The sequence below is a fragment of the Chroococcidiopsis sp. TS-821 genome, assembly GCF_002939305.1.
Classification (GTDB): Bacteria; Cyanobacteriota; Cyanobacteriia; order Cyanobacteriales; family Chroococcidiopsidaceae; genus Chroogloeocystis.
Window position 1 is genome coordinate 78,055 of the sequence record NZ_MVDI01000008.1, and the last position, 20,706, is coordinate 98,760.

The window sequence follows — 20,706 nt, forward strand, 5'->3', positions numbered from 1 at the left end:
TAGCAAAGCCGATATTGTCTTTTAGGCACATACTATGCTCAAGAAACTGCTCTTAGCCATGAAACCGCTTGTGAAACCCCTATTTATCTTTGGGCTGGTTGCAGCCTTAGCATTGGGTCACTCTGATGCAGCCTTGGCAGCGCGTAGTGGAGGTCGCATCGGCGGCGGTTCTTTCAATCGTCCAGCGCCCAGCCGTCCTTATACTCCCCCTGGTGGCGGCGGAGGCTACTATGCTCCTTACCCTGGTGGTGGATTTGGTTTTCCCTTCGTCTTCCCCTTCTTTGGAATCGGCGGCTTTGGCAGTCTGTTTTCCATTTTGATCTTTTTTGCGATCGCAAACTTCGTTCTCCAATCTTTCCGGCGTGCTAGTAGCGGAGATTCAGCAGGCTACGATACTGGATATAGTAGCAATCCTAATGTCTCGATCGTTGAATTACAAGTTGGTTTGCTAGCGCAAGCGCGCGGACTACAAGAAGATCTAAACCGCATAGCGGAAACTGCTGATACAAATTCTCCTGAAGGTCGGGCAGCAGTTTTACAAGAAGCAAGCCTTGCATTACTACGTCATCCTGAATACTGGGCGTACGCAGGTAGTAAAAATAGTCAAGCGCGCTTAAACGCAGCCGAAGCTGAATTTAATCGTCTATCGCTTGCTGAACGCAGTAAGTTCTCAGAAGAAACGCTGACTAACGTCAATAATCAACTGAGAGGTGCGAATCCAAAAGGAGTTTTACCAAGTTCAGACCTTGATAATCCCACTCGTCTGATTACCGAAGGTCCTGGCGAATATATTGTTGTCACGCTGTTAGCAGCAACCTTAGGTAACTTCCAGATTCCACAAATCAACAGTGCTGAAGATCTACGTCAAGCACTACGCGTTATCGGTGCAATTCCGAGCGATCGCTTGCTAGCAATTGAAGTGCTATGGACTCCTCAAGCAGCAGGCGATACCCTAACCTCTGACGACCTATTAGCAAAATACGCTGATTTGAAGATGGTCTAGCTTGTTACGGCAATTAATTGACTAAAATACACAGGGGACTTTATTAGTCCCCATTTTTGATGAGATGCGCGTGCAAATCAATTCGCCGCTAAACAAACAAAGCCCACTTTTGTGGGCTGACTACAAGTCAGGTATTATGAAGGTTCCCCGCATGTGGGGAGCCACTGCGCCCTTGGAGTGTCCTCTTTGAGTGCAAGTGGCGTGGATTTAAGGAGCTATGGTATCAATAGTCAATTTTTAGAGACTCGCCATGACTTCTTCCGCTGCTGCTAATGTCTTGTCAATATCTTCTTCAGTATGTGCTACAGAAGTAAATCCCGCTTCAAATTGAGATGGTGCTAGGTAAATGCCACGTTCGAGCATTCCTCGATGGAAACGGCTGAATTTATCTAAATCAGAGTGTTTCGCATCCTCATAGTTATGGACAGGTCCAGCAGTGAAGAATAAGCCAAACATACCGCTAATTTGACCGCCACAAGCTGCGTGACCTGTTTTCTTAGCAATTTCCAATAAGCCATCGCTCAGTTTTTTGGTAATTTTGTCCAAATACTGATACGTGCCTGGTTTTTGCAAAAGTTCAAGCGTTTTGATTCCTGCTGTCATGGCAAGGGGATTACCTGATAACGTTCCAGCTTGATAAACAGGTCCTGCTGGCGCAATCATTGACATAATCTCTTGCCGACCGCCATAAGCTCCTACAGGTAAGCCACCACCGATAATCTTACCCAAAGTTGTTAAATCAGGCGTCACGCTAAACCTTTCTTGTGCGCCACCGTAAGCGATCCGAAATCCGGTCATCACTTCATCAAATACGAGTAACGCACCATACTCGTGCGTAAGTTCGCGCAAGCCTTCTAAAAACCCTGCATCTGGAGTAATAAAACCTGCATTACCAACGACAGGTTCTAAAATAACGCCAGCAATTTCGTTGGGGTTTTCGGCAAACAAAGCTTTAACAGCTTCTAAGTCGTTGTATGGTGCAGTCAAAGTATTGCTTGTAGTTGATTTGGGTACACCTGGGGAATCGGGTAAACCTAAAGTAGCCACTCCAGAGCCAGCCTTGACTAAAAACATATCAGCATGACCGTGGTAGCAGCCTTCAAACTTGATTACTTTGTCCCGTCCGGTAAAAGCCCGCATTAAGCGCAGTACCGCCATACAAGCTTCCGTACCAGAGTTCACAAATCTTACCATTTCGATGCTCGGAACCGCATCAATCACCATTTCTGCTAGGACGTTTTCTAGCACGCAGGGCGCACCAAAACTCGTGCCTTTTTCCAACGCCTCATGTAACGCTGCAATAACTTCTGGATGCGCGTGACCGCAAATCGCAGGTCCCCAAGTGCCCACATAATCAATATATTGATTGCCATCAACGTCCCAAATGTAAGCCCCTTTAACGCGGTCAAAAACAATTGGCTGTCCTCCAACTGATTTAAAGGCTCGTACTGGAGAGCTGACACCCCCAGGCATCAAGTGTTGTGCAGCCGCAAAAATTTCTTCTGATTTGGTTGTCTTAATCGCGATCCTAACCAAGATTCTCTCCTTAATGAGATGTCTAAACGTCTATCTTTGGACGGTGGTACGTATTATTTGAAAGTCCTATGGTATCAAGTATTCCCGTCCGGAACTCCGGAAAATAAAACTATGTTATATAAAACGAATCAAGATTTACCTTTAGAAATTCGTGCAAGTTTTTCTGAGACTGCTCAGGATGTGTACCGCGCTGCCTACAATTGTGCGATTCATTGGTATGGCGATACAACCCAAGCGCACAAAGTTGCATTAAGTGCTGTTAGAATGCACTCGGCAAGAACTATGAGCGTACTTGTTTAATCTTTGCTTAGCTATGCTACTGACTTTAGCTAACGCGATCGCCAACTACCATCTAACCTCATTACCCAACTGACCCACACATTAAATGATATCTTGAACGGGTAGGTGTTGCCTGGCAAAATGATTTTTATGTCTGTGGATCGAGAAGTGTTAAGTCAAGCTATCCCTGTCGAAAAAATTCGCTACGACGACCGAGGCTTAGTTCCTGCAATTGTTCAAGATTATCTAGATGGCACAATCTTGATGATGGCTTGGATGAATCGCGAGTCGTTGCAAAAAACGCTGGAAACCGGAGAAACTTGGTTCTGGAGTCGTTCTCGTGCCGAGTTATGGCATAAAGGCGCGACTTCAGGACATATTCAGAAAGTGCGATCGCTGCGTTACGACTGTGATAGCGATGCCTTACTCGTGAGCGTCGAACAAATTGGTGATGTTGCGTGTCACACCGGCGAGCGCAGTTGTTTTCACCGCGTTGACGGGCAGGTTGTCCCTCCTCCTGCGGATACTTTGTCACAGCTTTTTGCAGTGATTTGCGATCGCCGCGATTATCCTATCGAAGATTCTTACACCTGTAAGCTGTTAGCGAATGGCGATAACAAAATCTTAAAAAAGCTCGGTGAGGAAACCGCCGAAGTGGTTATGGCTTGTAAAGATAATGACGCTGAAGCAATTGCCTCTGAAGTTGCTGATTTGCTTTATCACGCGCTTGTTGCGTTGGCACATCACAACGTTGAACTTAAAGACGTTTTTCGCAAGCTACAAGAACGTCGTCGTTGATTCTGTACTGTGGAGTAAAATTTCTTGGGTATGTGGTATGATTTATTTATATCATAATAGGAATCTAATCAATTCCAAAATTTTAGAATAGATTTCCATTATGAGAAACATAATATCAGAAATCTTGAGAGCTGTCTAGCTAGACATTTAAAATAATTGTTTTTTCTTAGAGCTATACACAAGTTGGTTGAGGTAGTGCAGAATTGCGATTGTGAGAAAAACACTGGCAGCTAAACCAAGCCAATAGCTGTAGACAAAAACACGCGACTGATCTAAGGCCCAGCCGCCTAGTGGTGGACCGATGAAATAGCCAATAGCCCAGCAGAGGGAACTTATTGAAAAGTAAACTCCGCGTTGAGATTCGGGCGCGAGTTCTGTCACTAAAGCTGCGGCAGAGGGAGTATAAGAAACAATCGCTAAACCAAACATACTCATGGCAACAATTGCCCAGAATAGTTGGCTTACAGGAGTAATACCAGTAAACCAAACACAGCTAAAAGCTACTGCCCAGATCAAAGCAGAAACAATGAGTGCATGAGGATGCGTAAAGCGTTTTAAAACACGCGCGATGGGTAATTGAAACAAGATGGCAACTGCCATGTGGCAAGCGAATAAAGCACTGAGAGTCGATTCGGTGAATCCTTGAGTCGAGTTAAAAGATACGAAATTTCGCAAATACAGCGGTAACGTGCTGTGGAGTTGCGACGTATAAGTTGTGAAAATAATATTTACTAGAACGTAAACCAAAAGACGGCGATCGCTAAGTGCTATAGCCCAATTGCTTTTTGCGGATAAATTAGACGCATTCGCTAGAGGTTGATAAGTTTCTTTGATTGCCAAGTAAATGACGACAAAGAACACCATAAATGAAGTTGCATCAATCAAAAATAACGCGCGGTACGCTCCAGTCGTACTCACGAGCGCGCCGCCAAAGATAATTCCGGTACCTAAGCCAAGATTATCAGCAAGTCTTGTGAGTGCGTAGGCTTCGCGTCGGTTTGCAGGTGTCGTTAAATCGGCGACAACGGCTTCAGTTGCAGGCCAATACAATCCTTGTCCTAGTCCGGAAAGCAAGTTACCAAGAATTAAAATGGGAAAAGTGATTGTGCTGGCTAATACTAAAGACGCGATCGCTGCAACCGCTGCAGAAAGCAGTAGAGTACGACGGCGTCCCCAGTTTGAAGAATCGGACAAAGATCCGCCTAAAATTCGCCCAAAAATTCCTGAAATCGAAGCACTACCTAAGGCAAAACCCACCGCAGTTGCCGAAAAGCCTACCTGATTGACAAAAAAAATCGGAGCGTAGAATAGTGTAAATCCTGTACCAACTTCGGATAAAAAACGACCAAAACCGAGAATCCAGACTTGAGGATCGAGTTGTGGCAACCACGAAGATAACTTTTGCTGGAAAAACTTCATGCAATTAATAAAAGGAGCAATCAATAGCAATTCTCCTTTCATTTGCAGTTATGGAGCATCTCCAAAAGTAAAGATATGTGATGTACTCCCAACGCCGCGCTACGCGACGGCGTGGGCTTCTCTCGGTTTTACCCTAGAGCGTTTTATAGTGAGGGAGACACCCAGCCCCACTTTCTTGATAAGAATTGCCGAGTTTGTATCCCGATCTATTGACAGATTGCATCGGTTGCAATCATGCCAACGTTCTTTCAAAGTTTTCGGGACAATGTTGAGGCAATTTGAGCAAACTTGACTGGTATTTTTGGGATTAACTTTGACAACCTTGCCTCCAGCACTTTCAGCCTTGAAGCTTAGTATCTCAATAAATTGCGCCCAACCAGCATCAGCTATACTCTTGTTTAGTCCGGATTTTCTGCTTTGTCCGTTTGCTACATAATTACTTTGTTCATCTTGTTTCGGCTTACAACGTTTGGACATATTTTTAACTGCCAAATCTTCGACAAAAACCACAGGGGCTTTTTGTAATATCTGCTTGGCAGTCTCAAAATGAAACTGTTTTCTTGCCCTTGCGATTCGCTGATGGAGTCTACCAACTCTGCGGTTTAAAAGTTTTCTGGCTCTGCTGCCCTTCTTCCTGGCAGTAACTTTTCGTTGTAACTTGGCTAGTTTTTCTTCACTGTGTCGAAAGTGTTGAGGGATATCGACAAACTCTCCAGTGTCAAGGGCAGCAAATTTCTCTAGTCCGAGATCTAGGGCAATGCTGTTGTCATCAGTTGGAATAATCTCAACACTACTAGTTGGTACGCTCTCAGCAACCAGGGTAATAGTTACATACCAACCGTCGCTTTTCTTAGTAACAATAGCTGTTTTTGCTTTGAATCCATCGGGGATAGGGCGATGAAGAACTAGTTTTATCCAACCGATTTTAGACAGATGAATTCGATTATTCTTAATGTCGGAAATATCAATTTGAGGATAAGTAAGCGAGCGGTAACGATTCTTTCCTTTAAATCTTGGTCGTCCGCTTCTATTACCCTTGCTGTCTCCTTTAACAAATCGGTCAAAAGCTAGTTTTACCCTGGTTACGCAGTCCTGCAACACTTGCGAATAAATCTCTTTGTACCAGGGTCTATTAGATTTTAGCGGAACAACGCTGCGTTTTTGAGAATAGTAATCGGGGTTATCTCGAAGTTCAGGAAGATGACAAATTAGCGGACAAGCATTAATGTCGCACCGATTCTCTTCCCACCACCGGAAACGCTCAGCCAATAACCAGTTGTACTGTAAGCGCAACATATCGAGCCAGCGCTCCATCGTGGTTTTTTGTTCGGTTGTTGGTAGTAACTGGTATTGGTAAGCTTTTCTCATGAGCAGATAATTTCATGCAGTGCTTATAAAGTAAATGACCTATAAATCACACTCTAGAGCAAGTATAGGCGAAAAGTGATTACCGCTCCTATGTTGTTGCAGCGGTTGCAGGAGATTTGTTTTGACTTGTGCCAGAAATGGGGATGCGAGTTAATTGAAGTCAATGGCGAATCAGATCATTTGCACCTATTGTTTGGCTTTTATCCGCAGATGCAGTTATCCAAATTTGTCAATAACTTGAAGACGGTGAGCAGTATTTATATTCGCAAAGAGTTTCCCCAAGAGGTGAAGCGATTTTACAAGGATAAACCTATCTTTTGGCATTCTGCCTATTTCATTGCTACTTGTGGGGGTGTTACCGTAGAGCAGTTAAAGCAATACGTTCAGCAACAAGACTCTCCGACTGATGCTGAAGTTCTTGCCCGTGATTTATCCCGACCCCACCGCAGAAGCGGACGAGGCGGGGATTCTCACGGTTGAGGGCTAAAACTTTACTTTCCTGAATACCCAGAGGACAAATTCACGACTGCCTATTTTCGGTTGAGAATCGTCGTAACCACTGAACTCACTCTTCTAACTGAGGAGTCGGTAAGTTCTGTATTTATTACTTATTGCTGTGTTGCTGGGTTACGTAGACCAAACTTATACGCGAGTAAGCGGATCGTTAAAGCTGCTTCTCCTTGTTGTCAGCTTTGTTGCAAAATTTCTTGAGAAATCACTGACTCTTTCATAATGTCCTCATGAAACAAACTTTTAATCAAGTTGTGTCAAACTTCAATTGATTCAATGCTAGTTGCTGTGTTTATGAGGGTAGGAGGTAGAAGTTAGAAGGAGACTTATACTTAAAAAATTTGTATTTCTGGCTCGTGCTTGATACAAATTTTCTACTTCAATGAGCTTTTGATCCACAACCAAAATTTTTATTCTCAACCTTTTACCTTGAACCTTCTAGCTTCTGCCTTTCTTTGTAAAGTTTGAAATTCTAGATGTAGGATCTGGTTGGAGGTTTAGAGTAAGGACGTTATAGAAGCTCGTAGTAATATTCCTTGAGGAAAGTTCAACCCTGACCCCCGCTTATTGTCGTAAGCCAATCGCAATGTACCTTTATTTTTAAAGAAAGTAGAAGCTGTGTCACCATTCTTATTTGTAACCGACTTAGACAACACGCTTGTAGGCGATGACCAAGCGCTAGCAACACTCAATTATAAACTGAGTAAGCATCGCCAGGAATACGGCACCAAGCTTGTCTATGCTACGGGGCGATCGCCGGAACTATACCGCTTATTGGCAACCGAGAAATCGCTGCTCGAACCTGACGCTTTGATTTGTTCGGTAGGAACCGAAATCTACCTCAACGGTAGCGATACTGCTGATGCTGGATGGAGTGCAAAAATTGCCCAAGGCGGTTGGAATCGCGATTTAATTGTGGCAACAAGCGCGCATTTTGCTGATTTAGTTGCGCAACCTGATTCGGAACAACGTCCGTTTAAAGTCAGCTTTTTTTTAACAAAAGAAGCAGCTGGAGAAGTTATTCCGCAGTTAGAGTCTTTATTGCAAAACCGAGGGTTGGATGTCAAGCTCATCTACAGCACAGGTCAAGATTTAGATATTTTGCCGCGCCACAGTGACAAAGGGCTAGCCGTACAATTTCTGCGTCAGCAATGGGAAGTTGCACCCGAAAAAACTGTTGTCTGTGGCGACTCTGGCAATGATATTGCGTTGTTCTCTAGCGGGCAAGAACGTGGGGTAATTGTGGGAAATGCGAGTGCAGAACTTTTAGAATGGCATTATAGTAACCCTAGCGATCGCCGTTATCTCGCGCAAGCTGCGTGTGCAGGTGGTATTTTAGAAGGCTTAAATTACTTTGGGTTTTTGGGATGATTAGCTATCTCAAAGGTATCGTTGCTAGTGTTGATAAAAGTAATAGCAATCGCGTTATTCTAACTTTGGAGGTAAATCAGGTAGGGTACGATTTACAAATTCCCGCGCGTTTTGCGCAAGAATTACCAGCAATTGGGGAAACAGTACAAGTGTTTGCACATCTGCAAATCCGCGAAGAACAGCCGTTGCTTTATGGTTTTAGTTCAGCCGCGCAGCGTGACTTATTTCGCCAGTTGATTAGCGTAACTGGAATTGGCGCACAACTAGCGATCGCATTATTAGATACGCTCGATTTACCCGACTTAGTGCAAGCTATTGTCAGTGGAAACACGCAATTACTGATTCAAGCACCAGGCGTTGGCGGTAGAACCGCAGAACGCATCTCCTTAGAGTTGAAAAAGAAACTTGCAGATTGGCGAGCCACAGCTGGGGTTGTCGCTGCTACTTCTAGTGGTCCACCACCAGCAATTCTCGAAGACGTGCAAATGACACTACTCGCACTCGGATACACAGCAAGCGAAGTTTCGCAAGCAATTACTGCGGTCAGTGATAATGCGATTTTACAGCAAAATGCGAATGCGGAAGAGTGGATTCGTCAGGCGATCGCGCATTTAAGCTCGTAGATTTTTTAGTAATTAGGGTTCGTCTAGTTGCAAATTCATTTGCCAGGCTTGACGCAGTTGGTAATTGCAGTAATTAATATTGTTGGATCGATAGGTTTTGCTAGGTGCTGGACAAAACCTGCGGCGATCGCCTCCTGTCGATCGGACGCACGCGCGTAAGCAGTTAGGGCAATTGCGGCGAACTGCTTGTGAGGAAATAATACTTTCAGCTGACGCATCAACGTGTATCCATCAATCTTTGGCATACCAACATCGCATAGCAGTACGTCAAATTCTTGTCGAGCAATAATTTGCATCGCCTCGCTTGCTGATGCAGCAGTAACGACAGTTGCACCAGCTTGCTCTAACATGATGGCAATTAAGTCGCGGTTATCTATTTCATCATCGACGACTAATACCTTAGTACCAATCAGCGGCAAAGAAGCAACAGGACTTCTAGCAAGATTATACTGGTTGACATATTGAGTTTGACTACCGCGTAAAATTGGCAGCCGTACAGTAAAAGTCGCTCCTTGTCCAATACCGAGACTTGTTGCTTGCACTGTTCCACCGTGCAGTTCGACCAAGTGACGAACAATTGCTAAGCCTAAACCCAAACCGCCAACTTGGCGCGTTGTCGAACTATCTCCTTGACGGAAATAGTCAAAGACGTAAGGTAAAAACTCTGGTGCAATACCTCTACCTGTATCTGTGACTTGAATTTGGACTTGAGAATCGATTTGCTCCAATTTGATCCTGACTTGTCCGCCTTCAGGAGTAAATTTGATAGCATTGGAAAGCAAATTCCATACAACTTGTTGCAATCGAGTTGCATCACCAGAAATTTTGCTGACTTTTGGTGCTAAGTTTGTTTCAAGCTCGATCGATTTAGCAGCAGCCGCAAATCTTACTGTATCAATGGCAGCGGCGATCGTCGTTTTTAAATCAACCCAACCAATATTAAGACTGAGTTTTCCTTGGAGGATGCGTGAAATATCGAGCAAATCGTCGATGAGTTGTGCTTGTAATTTCACATTGCGCTCGATCGTTTCGAGTCCGCGAATCAGTGTCACTTCATCCTGCTTGCGCGTCAATAGTAATTTTGACCAACCGAGGATGGGATTCAAAGGCGATCGCAATTCGTGCGACAGTACTGCTAAAAACTGATCTTTAGCGCGATTTGCTGCTTGTGCTTGCGCGAAAAGTTGAGCGCGATCTACGGCTAGGGCGACGCGATGGGCTAATTCTTCTGCTAGGTGCAAATCTGCTTCGGTGTAATCGCGACTCGAATCAGTGCCTAAACAAAACGTGAGAGTGCCTAACCGCCGCTGCTGCACAACTATACCCACAGTCATCCAAGACCGAATCTCACAAGCGCGGAGAAATTGAAGATGTTGCGGACTTGTCGCGATCGCCTGTAACCACTCGTCAGAAACAACAGGGACAAAATAAGACTTACCACTCGACAAAACAGCGGCAACTGGGTGATATGTATTTAAAGACGGTACGTAATTCTGAATGCACTCAAACCACTGCCGTTTTGCAGGCTCTTTGTGCTGCCAAGCAACTCGTTGGATCTCCTCCTCTATAACCAGATCAAAGAAACAATAGTCTCCTAAAAATGGGACTGCGCATTCTGCAATCTTTGTCAAGATATTTTCTTCCTTCAAAGACGCGGCTAAGATTGTACTTATATCAGCTAAAAACCGTTGTGCAGCTTCGACTTGCTTGATATCGTGAATATCGGTTGCCGTGCCAAACCAAGATAAAAGTTGACCTTGGTCATCTTTGAATGGGACAACTCGCGTTATATGCCAGCGATAAGTTTGATCGAACCGTTTGATCCGATATTCAATTTCATAAGCTTCGCGCGCGCGAATACCTCGGTTGCGCGTTTCGACTAAGCGCGGTATGTCTTCAGGATGAACAAGTTCTAACCAGTCTAGCTCCATAGTTTGAGCTAAGGAGATACCTGTGTATTCTTGCCAGCGTTGATTGATATAAGTTACCAGCCCTTCAGCGGTACTCATCCACACTAACTGGGGAATCGCATTGGCAAGTGTCCGGTAGCGTTTTTCACTTTGCTCTAAGGCGGTGGAGACTTGTTGTCGCACTTGAGCTAATTCGAGTGTCGCCCGTACCCGTGCTAATAGTTCATGCGTAGAAAAGGGCTTCGTCAAATAATCATCAGCTTTGGCTTCGAGTCCTTCGAGTTTTGCTTCTCCAGTACGCGCAGAAAGTAGAATAATCGGTAATTTGGCAGTACGAGGATGGCTGCGCAATTGACGCAGTAACTCTAAACCATCCATCCTCGGCATCATGACATCGGAAAGTACCAAGTCAGGAAGCCGTTGCGCGATCGCTTCCATTGCTGCGACGCCATCATTAACCGCGACAACTTCATACGCTTGGCTCAACAACCGCTGAAGATAGTTCCGCATATCCGCGTTATCATCCACAAGCAGAATATACGCAGACGAGGGAGATGATAATTGAGAATCACTCTTTTGTGCTTCCTCCGGTAGCCATCCCAAAACTTCTTCTACATAGGCACTTCGCGCGATCGCTGTTGAAGACAGATTTTTGGTTCTAATTTGTTCTGGTGGTAGGTGCGCAAAACCTAAGGGAATCGACACAGTAAATGTAGTTCCAATACCGACTTGGCTTGTGACGTTAATTGTTCCGCCATGCAGCTTGACAAGTTCCTCAACTAATGATAAACCAATACCAGAACCTTCATAAGTACGCGATCGCATATTTGTCACGCGATGAAAGCGCTGAAAAATTCGCGGTAACTCCTCAGCAGGAATACCAACTCCGGTGTCTTGCACCGTTAATTTAACTTGTTCGCCTACTGCTTGTAACTTAACAACGATTTCCCCCTCAAACGTAAACTTGAAGGCATTCGAGAGGAGATTAAACACAATCTTCTCCCACATCTCGCGGTCGATGTATGCAGGTTCAGAAAGTGGCGGACAATCCACAATGAAATTCACTCCTGCGCGTTCGATTGCCGAGCGAAAAACACTCGCAAGTTCTGCCGTAAAACTTGCTAAATCAATTGGCTGATAAGCAGCTTGCATTCTCCCAGCTTCGATGCGAGAAAAATCAAGCAAATTGTTAACGAGTTTGAGTAAACGCAGACTGTTGCGGTGTACGACTTCAAGTTGCTCGCGCTGTTGCGAGGTAGTTTCAGCATCTGCTAGAAGATCTTCTAGCGGATTGAGCATCAATGTGAGTGGCGTACGCAACTCATGGGAAATATTACTGAAAAATAGGGTTTTGGCGCGGTCTAGCTCGGCTAAGGCTTCATTTGCCAGCCGTAATTGGTGATTGACTTGTTTTAATTCTGCGGCGCGTTGATAAATTTCGGCTTCCATTTGTTCGGTGCGATCGCGCAGCGCTTGATTTTGTTGATACTGCTCGTTACGCTGTTGTTTGAGTCGCACAAACTCCGTCACGTCTTCAACGCGATGGATGATATAAATAACTTCTTGATTCTTGCCAAAGACAGGAGAATTAACAGGACTCCAGTAGCGCTCTTCAAAGCCATTACCTTCAGATACAGGGCGGGGAATATCATACTTCTGAAATGCCATGACATCCGTTTGACGATTTTGCACTACAGTTGCTAAAGACCGCCGTAAATTTTGTACGCCAGTTGCAGTAGGATCGTTGGGATTATCTGGAAACACTTCAAACAAACCGCGTCCCAAAATTTGCTCGCGTTGTGTCTTTGTGACGCGCAGGTAAGCATTACTCACTGCAACGATTGTGAACTGCGCATCGGGAGCTAGTACTAAATAACAACTTGGTACTGACTCAAACAGCGTTTGGAAATCAAGTTCGCTAGCAGAGTGTGACACAGAATCTTTCACGGTTGTGGCGAGCAATAAAATACAAAAACTTGGAGTTAATTGTGTTAATCTACTAATTGTGCAATCGTCGCTATGAATTCTTCAATATCAATTGGTTTAAGTAAATATCGCTGAAATCCAGATGCCAGGGCTTGTTCGCGGTATTTTTCTGAAAGCGAACTAGATAGGGCGATCGCTGGGACTTGGCTTTGTAATGGTAAAGGCAGCGCTCTGACTTTCCTTATTAAAGCACAGCCATCTTCACCTGGCATGCAAATATCACTGACTAAAACATCAATACTAACCCTTTGACAGTAATCGAGGGCTTCGCTTGTGGATGCTGCTGCGATGACTTCTCCTCCTTCTTGCTCAATCATTACTGCCAATAGTTCGCGATCGTCTGGATTATCATCGACAACTAAGATGCGCACCTGAGCAAGCGATCGCGCCGGCACAGAAAAATCTGTTGCAATCAGTTTTCTCTGAATGTTGACGCGATCAAACCCATTCACTGAGTTGTGTTGCGTCATGAAGACTTGTACAGGCGAGAAGTTACGTTTGAGCAACCGCTTGCTGTCATTCACGCGCCCTGAAATGACTGAATTTGAGACGATACGTAATACGTGCAAAATTAAAAAGGCAAGATGCGCTAAACAGTCTTGTCTAGTGTCGCTAATATCAATCAGCTTGACTACTTGCTCGTGGATAATAAAACGCGGTATATATTATCCACTTGGCTATCCACTTAAGAGTAGTGTTTGTGCTGCGCTCCGTGCCACACTACTAAAAACCCATCTTCACTACTTCATCCTCACTACTTATGGTTGGCTTAGCTGTGAATAGCTGTGGAAGGCAGCGGATTATGGTTGTTGGCACAAATATTACAACTGTGCAAGAAGTCAGTAGTTATTGTTTGGAATCGCAAGCAGAAGTTTTACCCTATTACGGAACGCCTAGCAAAGAGGAGGTCGATCTGTTTAAACCTCAAATTTGGGTGATTTGTTTACCAATTCCGCAAAATTTACAGCTACCAACAAACGCACATTTAATTCTTTGGGAAGAACCACCCGCCGTGTTGCAAGCTGTTAGCAATCGAGCGGAATTATTAACTTGTTTAGAACAATTGTCACTCTAAATAATACTGTTTCACTTTGAAGTTGCGACAAATAGGGAGCAGGGGAGCAGAGGGGCAGAGGAAGCAGAGTAAGCAGAGGAGAAATTAATTATAGTTCTCACTTGAGTGGAATGGTATAAGTTGGTCGGGAGTAGATTGTTAAGTCATTAACTTCTCTATATTTAACTTATTAATACTACTTCTAGATAAGTTGGTCTCGCACTGCCTTGGCTGCTGCTTGGACGCGATCGTCAACACTCAGTTTGTTTAAAATCATCCGCACGTAGGATTTTACGGTTCCTACTGATAAATAAAGTTGCTGAGCAATTTCTTGATTAGAACATCCTTGCGCAATGAGTTTGAGAACTTCGCGTTCGCGCTGACTCAAAAGTTCAGATTGTACGACTGAGGGATTTGATTCGGATGTTGGTTTGAGTACTTGAAATACTTTACGGGCAACGGGAGCATCCAAATACGTTCCACCACTTTGAATTAACCGAATCACGGTAATTAATTGCTCCCACTCCATACTCTTAAGACAATAACCATCAGCACCAGCTGCGAGCATGCCAATAACTTGAGAATCTTGATCGAAAGCAGTCAAAGCTAACACGTGAGATGTCAGACAATGACTTTTAATTTGCTGCGTTGCTGTGATGCCATCCATGACAGGTAAGTCAATATCCATCAAAACCACACTAGGTTGGAGTTGCATTGCTAATTCCACAGCTTGCATTCCATCAGCCGCTTCACCTACAACAACAAAATCTGACTCTAAAGCAAACTGCGATCGCATTCCCCGACGCATCAGCGCATGATCTTCAACAAGTAGAATGCTAATGGGAGTGTGTTTTTGCACCTCAGACATCACTCTAAACAATGAATAAATTTCTACGCGCGGTTAGCAGTAGTAGGTAGGGTAAACCAAAAAGTACTGCCTTTTCCTAGGGTACTATCTACTCCAATTGTGCCGTGGTGTGCTTCCACAATTTGGCGACAAAGATAAAGCCCCAAACCAGCACCACCACGACGCCCGCGCCCTTGAATAAAGCGATGAAAAAGATATTCTTGCTCTTGTAAGGCAATTCCACAACCGCGATCGCTGACACTGACTTTTACACCGCTATTTTCTGCTGCCGTAACCTCTAACCAGACAAGATCATCTGGTTTGCTAACTCGCACTGCATTACTCAATAAATTCTGAATAACTCGCCTAATCTCTAACTCATCCCCATACACAGTGGGTAATTGCGGCGCAATTTTACATTCAAAGTGAACTTTGCTGTTGGAGGCAATGCGCTCTTGATGAATTGCTTTGGTGAAGATCTTATTCCAATCAAGAGGTTCGTAGATTAAATTTTTACTACCTGCTTCGTAACGCGATACTTCTAACAGTGCTTCGACAAGCTTGAGGAGGTCTTCGTTTGTTTGATAATACTCTTCAAGTACCTCACGCCAAGGATCGCTAACCTCACCAAATGCGCCATTCAACATTGAGCGTAAAGTACCGCGCATCGCAAGTAAAGGAGTGCGTAGATCGTGCGAAAGCGATGCAATGAGATCGTCAAGTTGACGATTGCGTTCGTCACTGCGCGTTTGGCGCAAGTCAATTTCGCTTGCCATCCGATCCAGAATTTGCGCTAATTGACCAATTTCATCTGCGGTTTGAAAATTCAAACGAGGTTCCATCTGCCCAGTTTCCCAAGTTTTTGCTACAGATGCCAGTTGGGATAAAGGAACTTCGACTCGACGATGGAGCAGCCAAAGGTTGCAGCCAAAACCTACTAATATTAGTACCGGCGCGAGGATGTTGAAAATGTGAAAGGTTTGATCGAGTCGATGCAGTTGCTGGTTGCGTCGGGCAAGAAGTTCCTCTTCGTGTTGCAGCATTGCCATCACTTGCGATCGCAATGGATCGAATAACAGTTTGCCTGCAAGTGTAGTATTTGATTCAGGTGCTGCACCAAGAACAACAAGCTGCGCGTATTCTCGTTGCCAGCGATTGTAGAGTACAACAATTTCATTCAGGCGATGCAGTTGCGCTGGATTATCTGCTACGAGGTTGTAAAGTAGAGCAAGGGCTTTATTAAAGTCAATTTGTCCTGATTTGTAGGGTTCTAGCGAAGATTCTGCGTTGGTGAGTAAGTAACCGCGTATCCCGGTTTCTTGATCTAAAGCAGCATTTAGCAACAGTTCTGCCTGACTTTGAACTTGTAAAGTATGTCTCACCCAACTTGAGGCATCTTGACGGCGAAAGTCTAACCAAAGTCCTAACCCTGCCCGCGCTAATACTAGTATTACCAGCACGAAAACACTGGTGTATAAAGGTGCTAATAGCCGAGTTTTAAATTTTAATATTCCAGGAAGACGCAGCAAAACGGCTCACAACTTGATTAACAACAATCCTACTCTAAGAAAAACTAACTTCAAAGTTTGCTAATGATTAATGGTCAAGACTCAAAATTCTCTATCAACCATCGATAACCGGGAATATATTTATTGTTAATCTAAAAGCTATATGTTATACCAAGCTTGTCGCCACTGTTGCATTTGCTTAATTTCTGCCGCTTGTGAATTAATAATTTCTTGAGCTAAATTTCTAATTTCAGAGCGCTGTGATTTCTCTAAGGCATCTTGTGCCATAGTCACTGCACCTTCGTGATGGGGAATCATTGCATTAATAAATCGTAGGTCAAATTCGTCATCGGCAGCTCCTAAATCGCCATGCATCATCATGCTGTGCATTTGCTGTTGTGTCATTGGGACAGTTTCACCTGTTTGAGAATCGTAGGCGACTGGGGTGTTACTGGCTTGTAGATACCAAGCTTGTCGCCATTGCTGCAATTGTGCAATTTCCTGTTGTTGTGCTGCAATAATGTCTGTTGCTAGCTCTTTTATTTCTGGACGTTGCGATTTTTCCAAAGCTTCCTGTGCCATTTCTACTGCGCCTTGATGGTGTAGAATCATCGCATCAATAAACCGCAAGTCGTAGTTCTCATCCGCAGCACCTAAATCCATTGTCATTGCATGATTCATTCCATGATGCGGCATTTGTTGCGTGCTTTGAGTATTGGATGCTTGCGTGTTCGATCTTGGTGTTGGAGTTGGTGGCACAGCTGCACAGGATGCGATTAACCCTCCCGTTGCGGCGATCGCTACAATATTTAATGCAAAACGCTTTTTGAAAAGCATCTTCATATTCTTTCCCCAGAACAAACACTTCCATCATCTTATAGTCTCTAGTTGACTAGAGAGTCAAGTTAAGTGGTAAGTGTGCTACATCCTACTCAGTTTGCTCTGTAAAAATGAAGTAAAGATAAAATCAAGAGGAGCAAGTGATGAGCAGTTAGTGGCTAATTACTAGTGGTAGTAAAAGAGAAGTTTATCTGTCGTATTATCTCCCTCTACCTTCTCCCTTCTGCTTATAACTAACTCACCGGAACTGTAAAATAAAATTGACTTCCTTGATTTTTACCCGTGGATTCAGCCCAAATTTGTCCTCCCAAACCTTGAATAATTTGACGACAAATTGCGAGTCCTAAACCTGTTCCGCTAGTGATGCGTCGGAGATATTCTTCTTCTTGCGAAAACCGCGTAAATATGGCTTCTAACTGACTTGGTTCAATACCTCTACCCGTATCCGCAATGCACACCTCAACCATTGACGTACGCTGGGATGCTAATCTTTTGATCGTGCGTGCCCTAACAGTGACTTTCCCGCCTGGTGCAAACTTTAAAGCGTTATCAATTAATTTAGTTAAAACTTGAACTAGTCCTTCGCCATCGGCTAAAACAAGTGGTAGTTCTGGCGGTAGGGTCACTTCTATTTGCGCTAACTGTTGCGGCGACCACCAAGCCTTGAGACTATTGAGTGCTAAACTAAGACATTCCTGGAGTGAAATCGGTTCTAGTTGCCAGTGGACTTGACCGCTTTCTAAGCGCGAGAGTGTCAGAAAATCTTGAGTGAGTTTCCGCAGACGCTCAGCATCAGTCAAAGCCGTTTGCAGCATGACTTGCTGCATTTCTAGTGTTAGTTCTGGCTCTGAAGCTAAAGTTTCCAAACAAATTTGGATTGTTGATAAAGGAGTACGCAATTCATGACCGACGATCGCAATTAAATTACTGCGAGTGCGTTCTAGTGCGGCTAATTGATGATTAAGTTCTTCGAGGCGAATATACGCTTGTGCTTGAATTAAAGCAACACCAACTTGAGTTGCGATCGCTTCAACTAAAGCAATATCGTGTTCTTGCCAAATATATGGTTCTGCACCAGTGTGATGAATTTCCAACATCCCCAGCAGCGTTTCTTGATAAATCACTGGAACAAGTAACCAAGAACGAATTCCCGAACGCGATAGTAAAGTTGTGAATGTTGGATTTGCCTGCAGACTCGGAAGTTTAGTGACATCCGTAACTGCGATCGCTTTTTCGGTAGCTACCGCCGCTTGAAATAAGGGATTTTCGACTAAAAGCCACGTTTCTCCTTGCAATGATGTCATTCCAGGCGCGATCGCTTCGTACTCAATTGTCACATCTTGATAAATGCGATCGCAGCGGTAGAGTAAACAGCGACAATGCTTGAAAGTGCGTCCTAATTCTTGTACAGCTGTCGTCAGAATTTCGTGTAAATTCAGCGATCGACGAATTGCAGCAGTAATCGAATTGACGAGACGTTCTTGACGTTCTTGCGTGGCGATCGTGCGATAAGCTTTCAACAAACGATACTGACTTGCTTGTAAATGCATCACCAAGCGTTCCGTAAATGTTACCGCATCAATATTTCCGCGTCCGACTGACGCCATCATCGGAATCGCATTTAACCCAAACCTGATTCGCGCTTGTTGTACTTTGCGAGCTAACTCTGGTCGATAAACTAAAATCCTTGCGAGTAAAAGATGCGCAACTTGACAACTAATCTGGCGGTCAAACGTCCAAATTCCGTCAAATTGTCGCGCCTGATCGATGACTGGCGGTGCGTCTGGGGTAAAATGTTCTTGACAAATTATACAAGCTGTGTAATCTTGCCCAACAACAACTAAGTGCCACTCATTAACCAGCTGATCGCGATGGTCAAACGGAATTGTTTCATACGGTTCAGTCGCAGCAGCAAAATTCGATTCTGGCGTCGCCAAAACATAAACTTGGTCTGTGCGTTGTGCAATTTGCTGATAGCGTCGCGTTTCAGTACGATAAAAGCGCTCGCGTTGAAAGCTGGCGATGACTAACGGTTGATCTTTCCCATTGAGGACTAAATCTTCGATCGCGTGCGATAGCGCTGTTAAAGAAGACTTAAAATATCTTTGGGTGTGTAAATCAGGTCGGGCTTGAAGTAACTCCTGGAGTGGAGAATGCGAAATTCTCATCACCAATTGTGCGGTAAAACCATTACTTGAATAACTCTCAGCCCAAAGATGAGGGCTAAGTTAAATTATCTCTCCAGATCCTTCATGAACCTGCAAGTGCGAGCAAAGAATCTTATCGAACAAAGTCGCATTAACGAGTTGACTCGTATGGATTTCTAACTCAGCTTCGGGTGGGGCGGTAAACAAAAGTGTTTGTCCAGGAAACACAGTGCGTTCAAAGTACCAGTTCGGGATGTTAGCAATACGGGTAATCTGCAATAGGCTAGTACGATTGACGTAGCAACACAAGATTTGGCGATCGCATTCGGTTTTTGAGGCACTTTGATTCATTGTATTGTTCCTTACTCAGTATTAATGCTAGTTTGCAAGTAGGTTCTCTTCACTTAAGTTTGCCCCATTTAAAATCGTTTGGCTCAAATCCGCGCCACTGATATCGACTAACCTTACTTCTGCGTATCGCAGATCTGCACCTTTTAACTTTGCTTTGGTTAATTTTGTGCGCGTTAGATATGCTAATCGCAAATCTGCTTTCACTAGAAGTGCTTCGCTCAAATCTACTTCACTCAAGTTCGCTTTAATTAAAATTGACCTACTCAAGTTTGCTTTGTGCAAAGTTGCTTGCGTTAAGTCAGCTCTCCACAACATCGCGCCTGCTAAGTTTGCAGAACTCAGATGCGCTTGCTTGAAGTTTGCAGCAGTCAAGTTAGCTCGTGATAAATCTGCACCCCAAAAAATAGCACCTTGTAGATTGACTTCACTTAAGTTAACTCCCCGCAGATTCACAAAGCTAAAATCTCTCTCTCCTGCTGCATACCGCCGATTTAATTCATCAGCATTCATTTTACTTGTGTTTCACGCTGTTTGCTATTGCGTGCTTGAGTATTTGTTGGCAAGGTTGAGACTTTACTCTATGACAAATTAGTAAAAAATCCAATTAAACCGCGTCCTGTCGCAACTTCTAGCAACAGTAAAGAGACGAATCCAATCATAGCTAAACGACCATTGAGCAGTTCAGCATGAGGTGTAAACCCTGTTTGACTTTCTTGCACATACATCTTGGGTTCAATGGCAAATGTATTTGCTAAGCCTCGCTCGTCGACTACGTATTGACGTCCACTCATAAGATTCTCCTAATGTACGTTTGTGCATGTAAATAAATGTAACAAAAAATTTTAAATTTTGTAAAGACATTTAGAAAAAAAGCGATGTGACAAATTGCGCTTGACTCTCTAGTCAAGTAGAGAGTTTACGATGCAGTTAAGCCAATTTTTCCTTTTTTATTCTGCTTATGATGACACTCAAAGTTCCTAAGATGGCATGCAAAGCCTGTGTAAACGCTATTACGCAAGCAATTCATTCGGTAGATGTAACGGCAAAAGTTCAAGCTGAACCCAAGACAAAACTCGTCAATATCGAGACTCAAGTATCCGCAACCGCAATTAAAGAAGCTTTAGCATCTGTCGGCTATCCCGCGGCTTAATTACAA

The 20,706-nt window shown here is 44.0% G+C and carries 19 protein-coding genes and 1 pseudogene; 8 read left to right on the forward strand and 12 right to left on the reverse strand.

The genetic code is table 11. The features are described from left to right. The first annotated feature begins 34 nt into the window (after positions 1-34). The gene (locus B1A85_RS18100) at positions 35-1,003 is read left to right on the forward strand and encodes a DUF1517 domain-containing protein (RefSeq protein WP_104548140.1); all 969 of its coding nucleotides are present in this window, start codon (positions 35-37) and stop codon (positions 1,001-1,003) included. A 237-nt stretch (positions 1,004-1,240) separates the two neighbouring features. Here B1A85_RS18100 and hemL read toward each other — a convergent pair whose 3' ends face one another. Then, complete coding sequence (gene hemL, locus B1A85_RS18105; RefSeq protein WP_104548141.1) at positions 1,241-2,539, reverse strand: glutamate-1-semialdehyde 2,1-aminomutase; 1,299 nt, start codon at positions 2,537-2,539, stop codon at positions 1,241-1,243. A 111-nt stretch (positions 2,540-2,650) separates the two neighbouring features. Here hemL and B1A85_RS18110 point away from each other — a divergent pair, with 111 nt between their 5' ends. Together B1A85_RS18110 and hisIE are read left to right on the forward strand one after the other, a co-directional pair. Then, complete coding sequence (locus tag B1A85_RS18110; protein ID WP_104548142.1) at positions 2,651-2,839, forward strand: ChaB family protein; 189 nt, start codon at positions 2,651-2,653, stop codon at positions 2,837-2,839. Positions 2,840-2,968: 129 nt separating this feature from the next. After that, the gene (hisIE, locus tag B1A85_RS18115) at positions 2,969-3,616 is read left to right on the forward strand and encodes a bifunctional phosphoribosyl-AMP cyclohydrolase/phosphoribosyl-ATP diphosphatase HisIE (protein WP_104548143.1); all 648 of its coding nucleotides are present in this window, start codon (positions 2,969-2,971) and stop codon (positions 3,614-3,616) included. Positions 3,617-3,763: 147 nt separating this feature from the next. Here hisIE and B1A85_RS18120 read toward each other — a convergent pair whose 3' ends face one another. Beyond that, positions 3,764-5,077: an MFS transporter gene (locus B1A85_RS18120; protein WP_246841464.1), complete on the reverse strand. Its 1,314-nt coding sequence runs from the start codon at positions 5,075-5,077 to the stop codon at positions 3,764-3,766. Positions 5,078-5,134: 57 nt separating this feature from the next. Further along, positions 5,135-6,403, reverse strand: a complete 1,269-nt coding sequence (locus B1A85_RS18125; protein ID WP_104548144.1) for an RNA-guided endonuclease TnpB family protein — start codon at positions 6,401-6,403, stop codon at positions 5,135-5,137. Between the two features lie 57 nt (positions 6,404-6,460). Between B1A85_RS18125 and tnpA the strand changes: the two are divergent. The 3 genes and pseudogenes from tnpA to ruvA all read left to right on the forward strand — a co-directional run. Beyond that, a pseudogene (gene tnpA / locus B1A85_RS18130) lies at positions 6,461-6,883 on the forward strand (IS200/IS605 family transposase); the annotation flags it as partial. 648 nt (positions 6,884-7,531) lie between these two features. Next, positions 7,532-8,284, forward strand: a complete 753-nt coding sequence (locus B1A85_RS18135; protein WP_104548145.1) for a sucrose-phosphate phosphatase — start codon at positions 7,532-7,534, stop codon at positions 8,282-8,284. Beyond that, the gene (gene ruvA / locus B1A85_RS18140; protein WP_104548146.1) at positions 8,281-8,907 is read left to right on the forward strand and encodes a Holliday junction branch migration protein RuvA; all 627 of its coding nucleotides are present in this window, start codon (positions 8,281-8,283) and stop codon (positions 8,905-8,907) included. Before B1A85_RS18135 ends, ruvA begins: the two co-directional genes overlap by 4 nt. A 35-nt stretch (positions 8,908-8,942) precedes the next feature. Here ruvA and B1A85_RS25315 read toward each other — a convergent pair whose 3' ends face one another. Then, complete coding sequence (locus B1A85_RS25315) at positions 8,943-12,764, reverse strand: ATP-binding protein (protein WP_168192431.1); 3,822 nt, start codon at positions 12,762-12,764, stop codon at positions 8,943-8,945. A 44-nt stretch (positions 12,765-12,808) separates the two neighbouring features. Next, positions 12,809-13,372, reverse strand: a complete 564-nt coding sequence (locus tag B1A85_RS18160; RefSeq protein WP_146087198.1) for a response regulator — start codon at positions 13,370-13,372, stop codon at positions 12,809-12,811. A 191-nt stretch (positions 13,373-13,563) separates the two neighbouring features. On the opposite strand from B1A85_RS18160, the gene B1A85_RS18165 reads away from it, so the two are divergent. After that, a complete protein-coding gene (locus B1A85_RS18165; protein WP_146087199.1) occupies positions 13,564-13,878 on the forward strand; it encodes a hypothetical protein in 315 nt (104 codons plus the stop codon). A gap of 181 nt (positions 13,879-14,059) precedes the next feature. Here the strand turns inward: B1A85_RS18165 and B1A85_RS18170 are convergent, their stop codons facing one another. The 7 genes from B1A85_RS18170 to B1A85_RS18200 all read right to left on the reverse strand — a co-directional run bounded on the left by B1A85_RS18170 (position 14,060) and on the right by B1A85_RS18200 (position 20,341). After that, entirely contained in the window at positions 14,060-14,725 is a 666-nt protein-coding gene (locus B1A85_RS18170) for a response regulator transcription factor (RefSeq protein ID WP_104548149.1), read from the reverse strand. 23 nt (positions 14,726-14,748) lie between these two features. Then, positions 14,749-16,164 (reverse strand): CHASE3 domain-containing protein, encoded by a 1,416-nt coding sequence (locus tag B1A85_RS18175; RefSeq protein WP_210404561.1) that lies wholly within the window; start codon positions 16,162-16,164, stop codon positions 14,749-14,751. A gap of 207 nt (positions 16,165-16,371) precedes the next feature. After that, positions 16,372-17,049: a DUF305 domain-containing protein gene (locus B1A85_RS18180; protein WP_371681690.1), complete on the reverse strand. Its 678-nt coding sequence runs from the start codon at positions 17,047-17,049 to the stop codon at positions 16,372-16,374. Between the two features lie 236 nt (positions 17,050-17,285). Continuing rightward, positions 17,286-19,220, reverse strand: a complete 1,935-nt coding sequence (locus B1A85_RS18185; RefSeq protein ID WP_104548152.1) for a DICT sensory domain-containing protein — start codon at positions 19,218-19,220, stop codon at positions 17,286-17,288. A 60-nt stretch (positions 19,221-19,280) separates the two neighbouring features. Then, positions 19,281-19,550 (reverse strand): DUF1830 domain-containing protein, encoded by a 270-nt coding sequence (locus tag B1A85_RS18190; protein WP_104548153.1) that lies wholly within the window; start codon positions 19,548-19,550, stop codon positions 19,281-19,283. Between the two features lie 27 nt (positions 19,551-19,577). After that, complete coding sequence (locus tag B1A85_RS18195; protein ID WP_104548154.1) at positions 19,578-20,060, reverse strand: pentapeptide repeat-containing protein; 483 nt, start codon at positions 20,058-20,060, stop codon at positions 19,578-19,580. A gap of 68 nt (positions 20,061-20,128) precedes the next feature. Further along, positions 20,129-20,341 (reverse strand): chlorophyll a/b-binding protein, encoded by a 213-nt coding sequence (locus tag B1A85_RS18200; RefSeq protein ID WP_104548155.1) that lies wholly within the window; start codon positions 20,339-20,341, stop codon positions 20,129-20,131. A 167-nt stretch (positions 20,342-20,508) separates the two neighbouring features. Here B1A85_RS18200 and B1A85_RS18205 point away from each other — a divergent pair, with 167 nt between their 5' ends. Then, positions 20,509-20,700 carry a heavy-metal-associated domain-containing protein gene (locus tag B1A85_RS18205; RefSeq protein ID WP_104548156.1) on the forward strand — a complete coding sequence of 64 codons (192 nt, stop codon included), beginning with the start codon at positions 20,509-20,511 and terminating at the stop codon, positions 20,698-20,700. Positions 20,701-20,706: the final 6 nt, after the last annotated feature.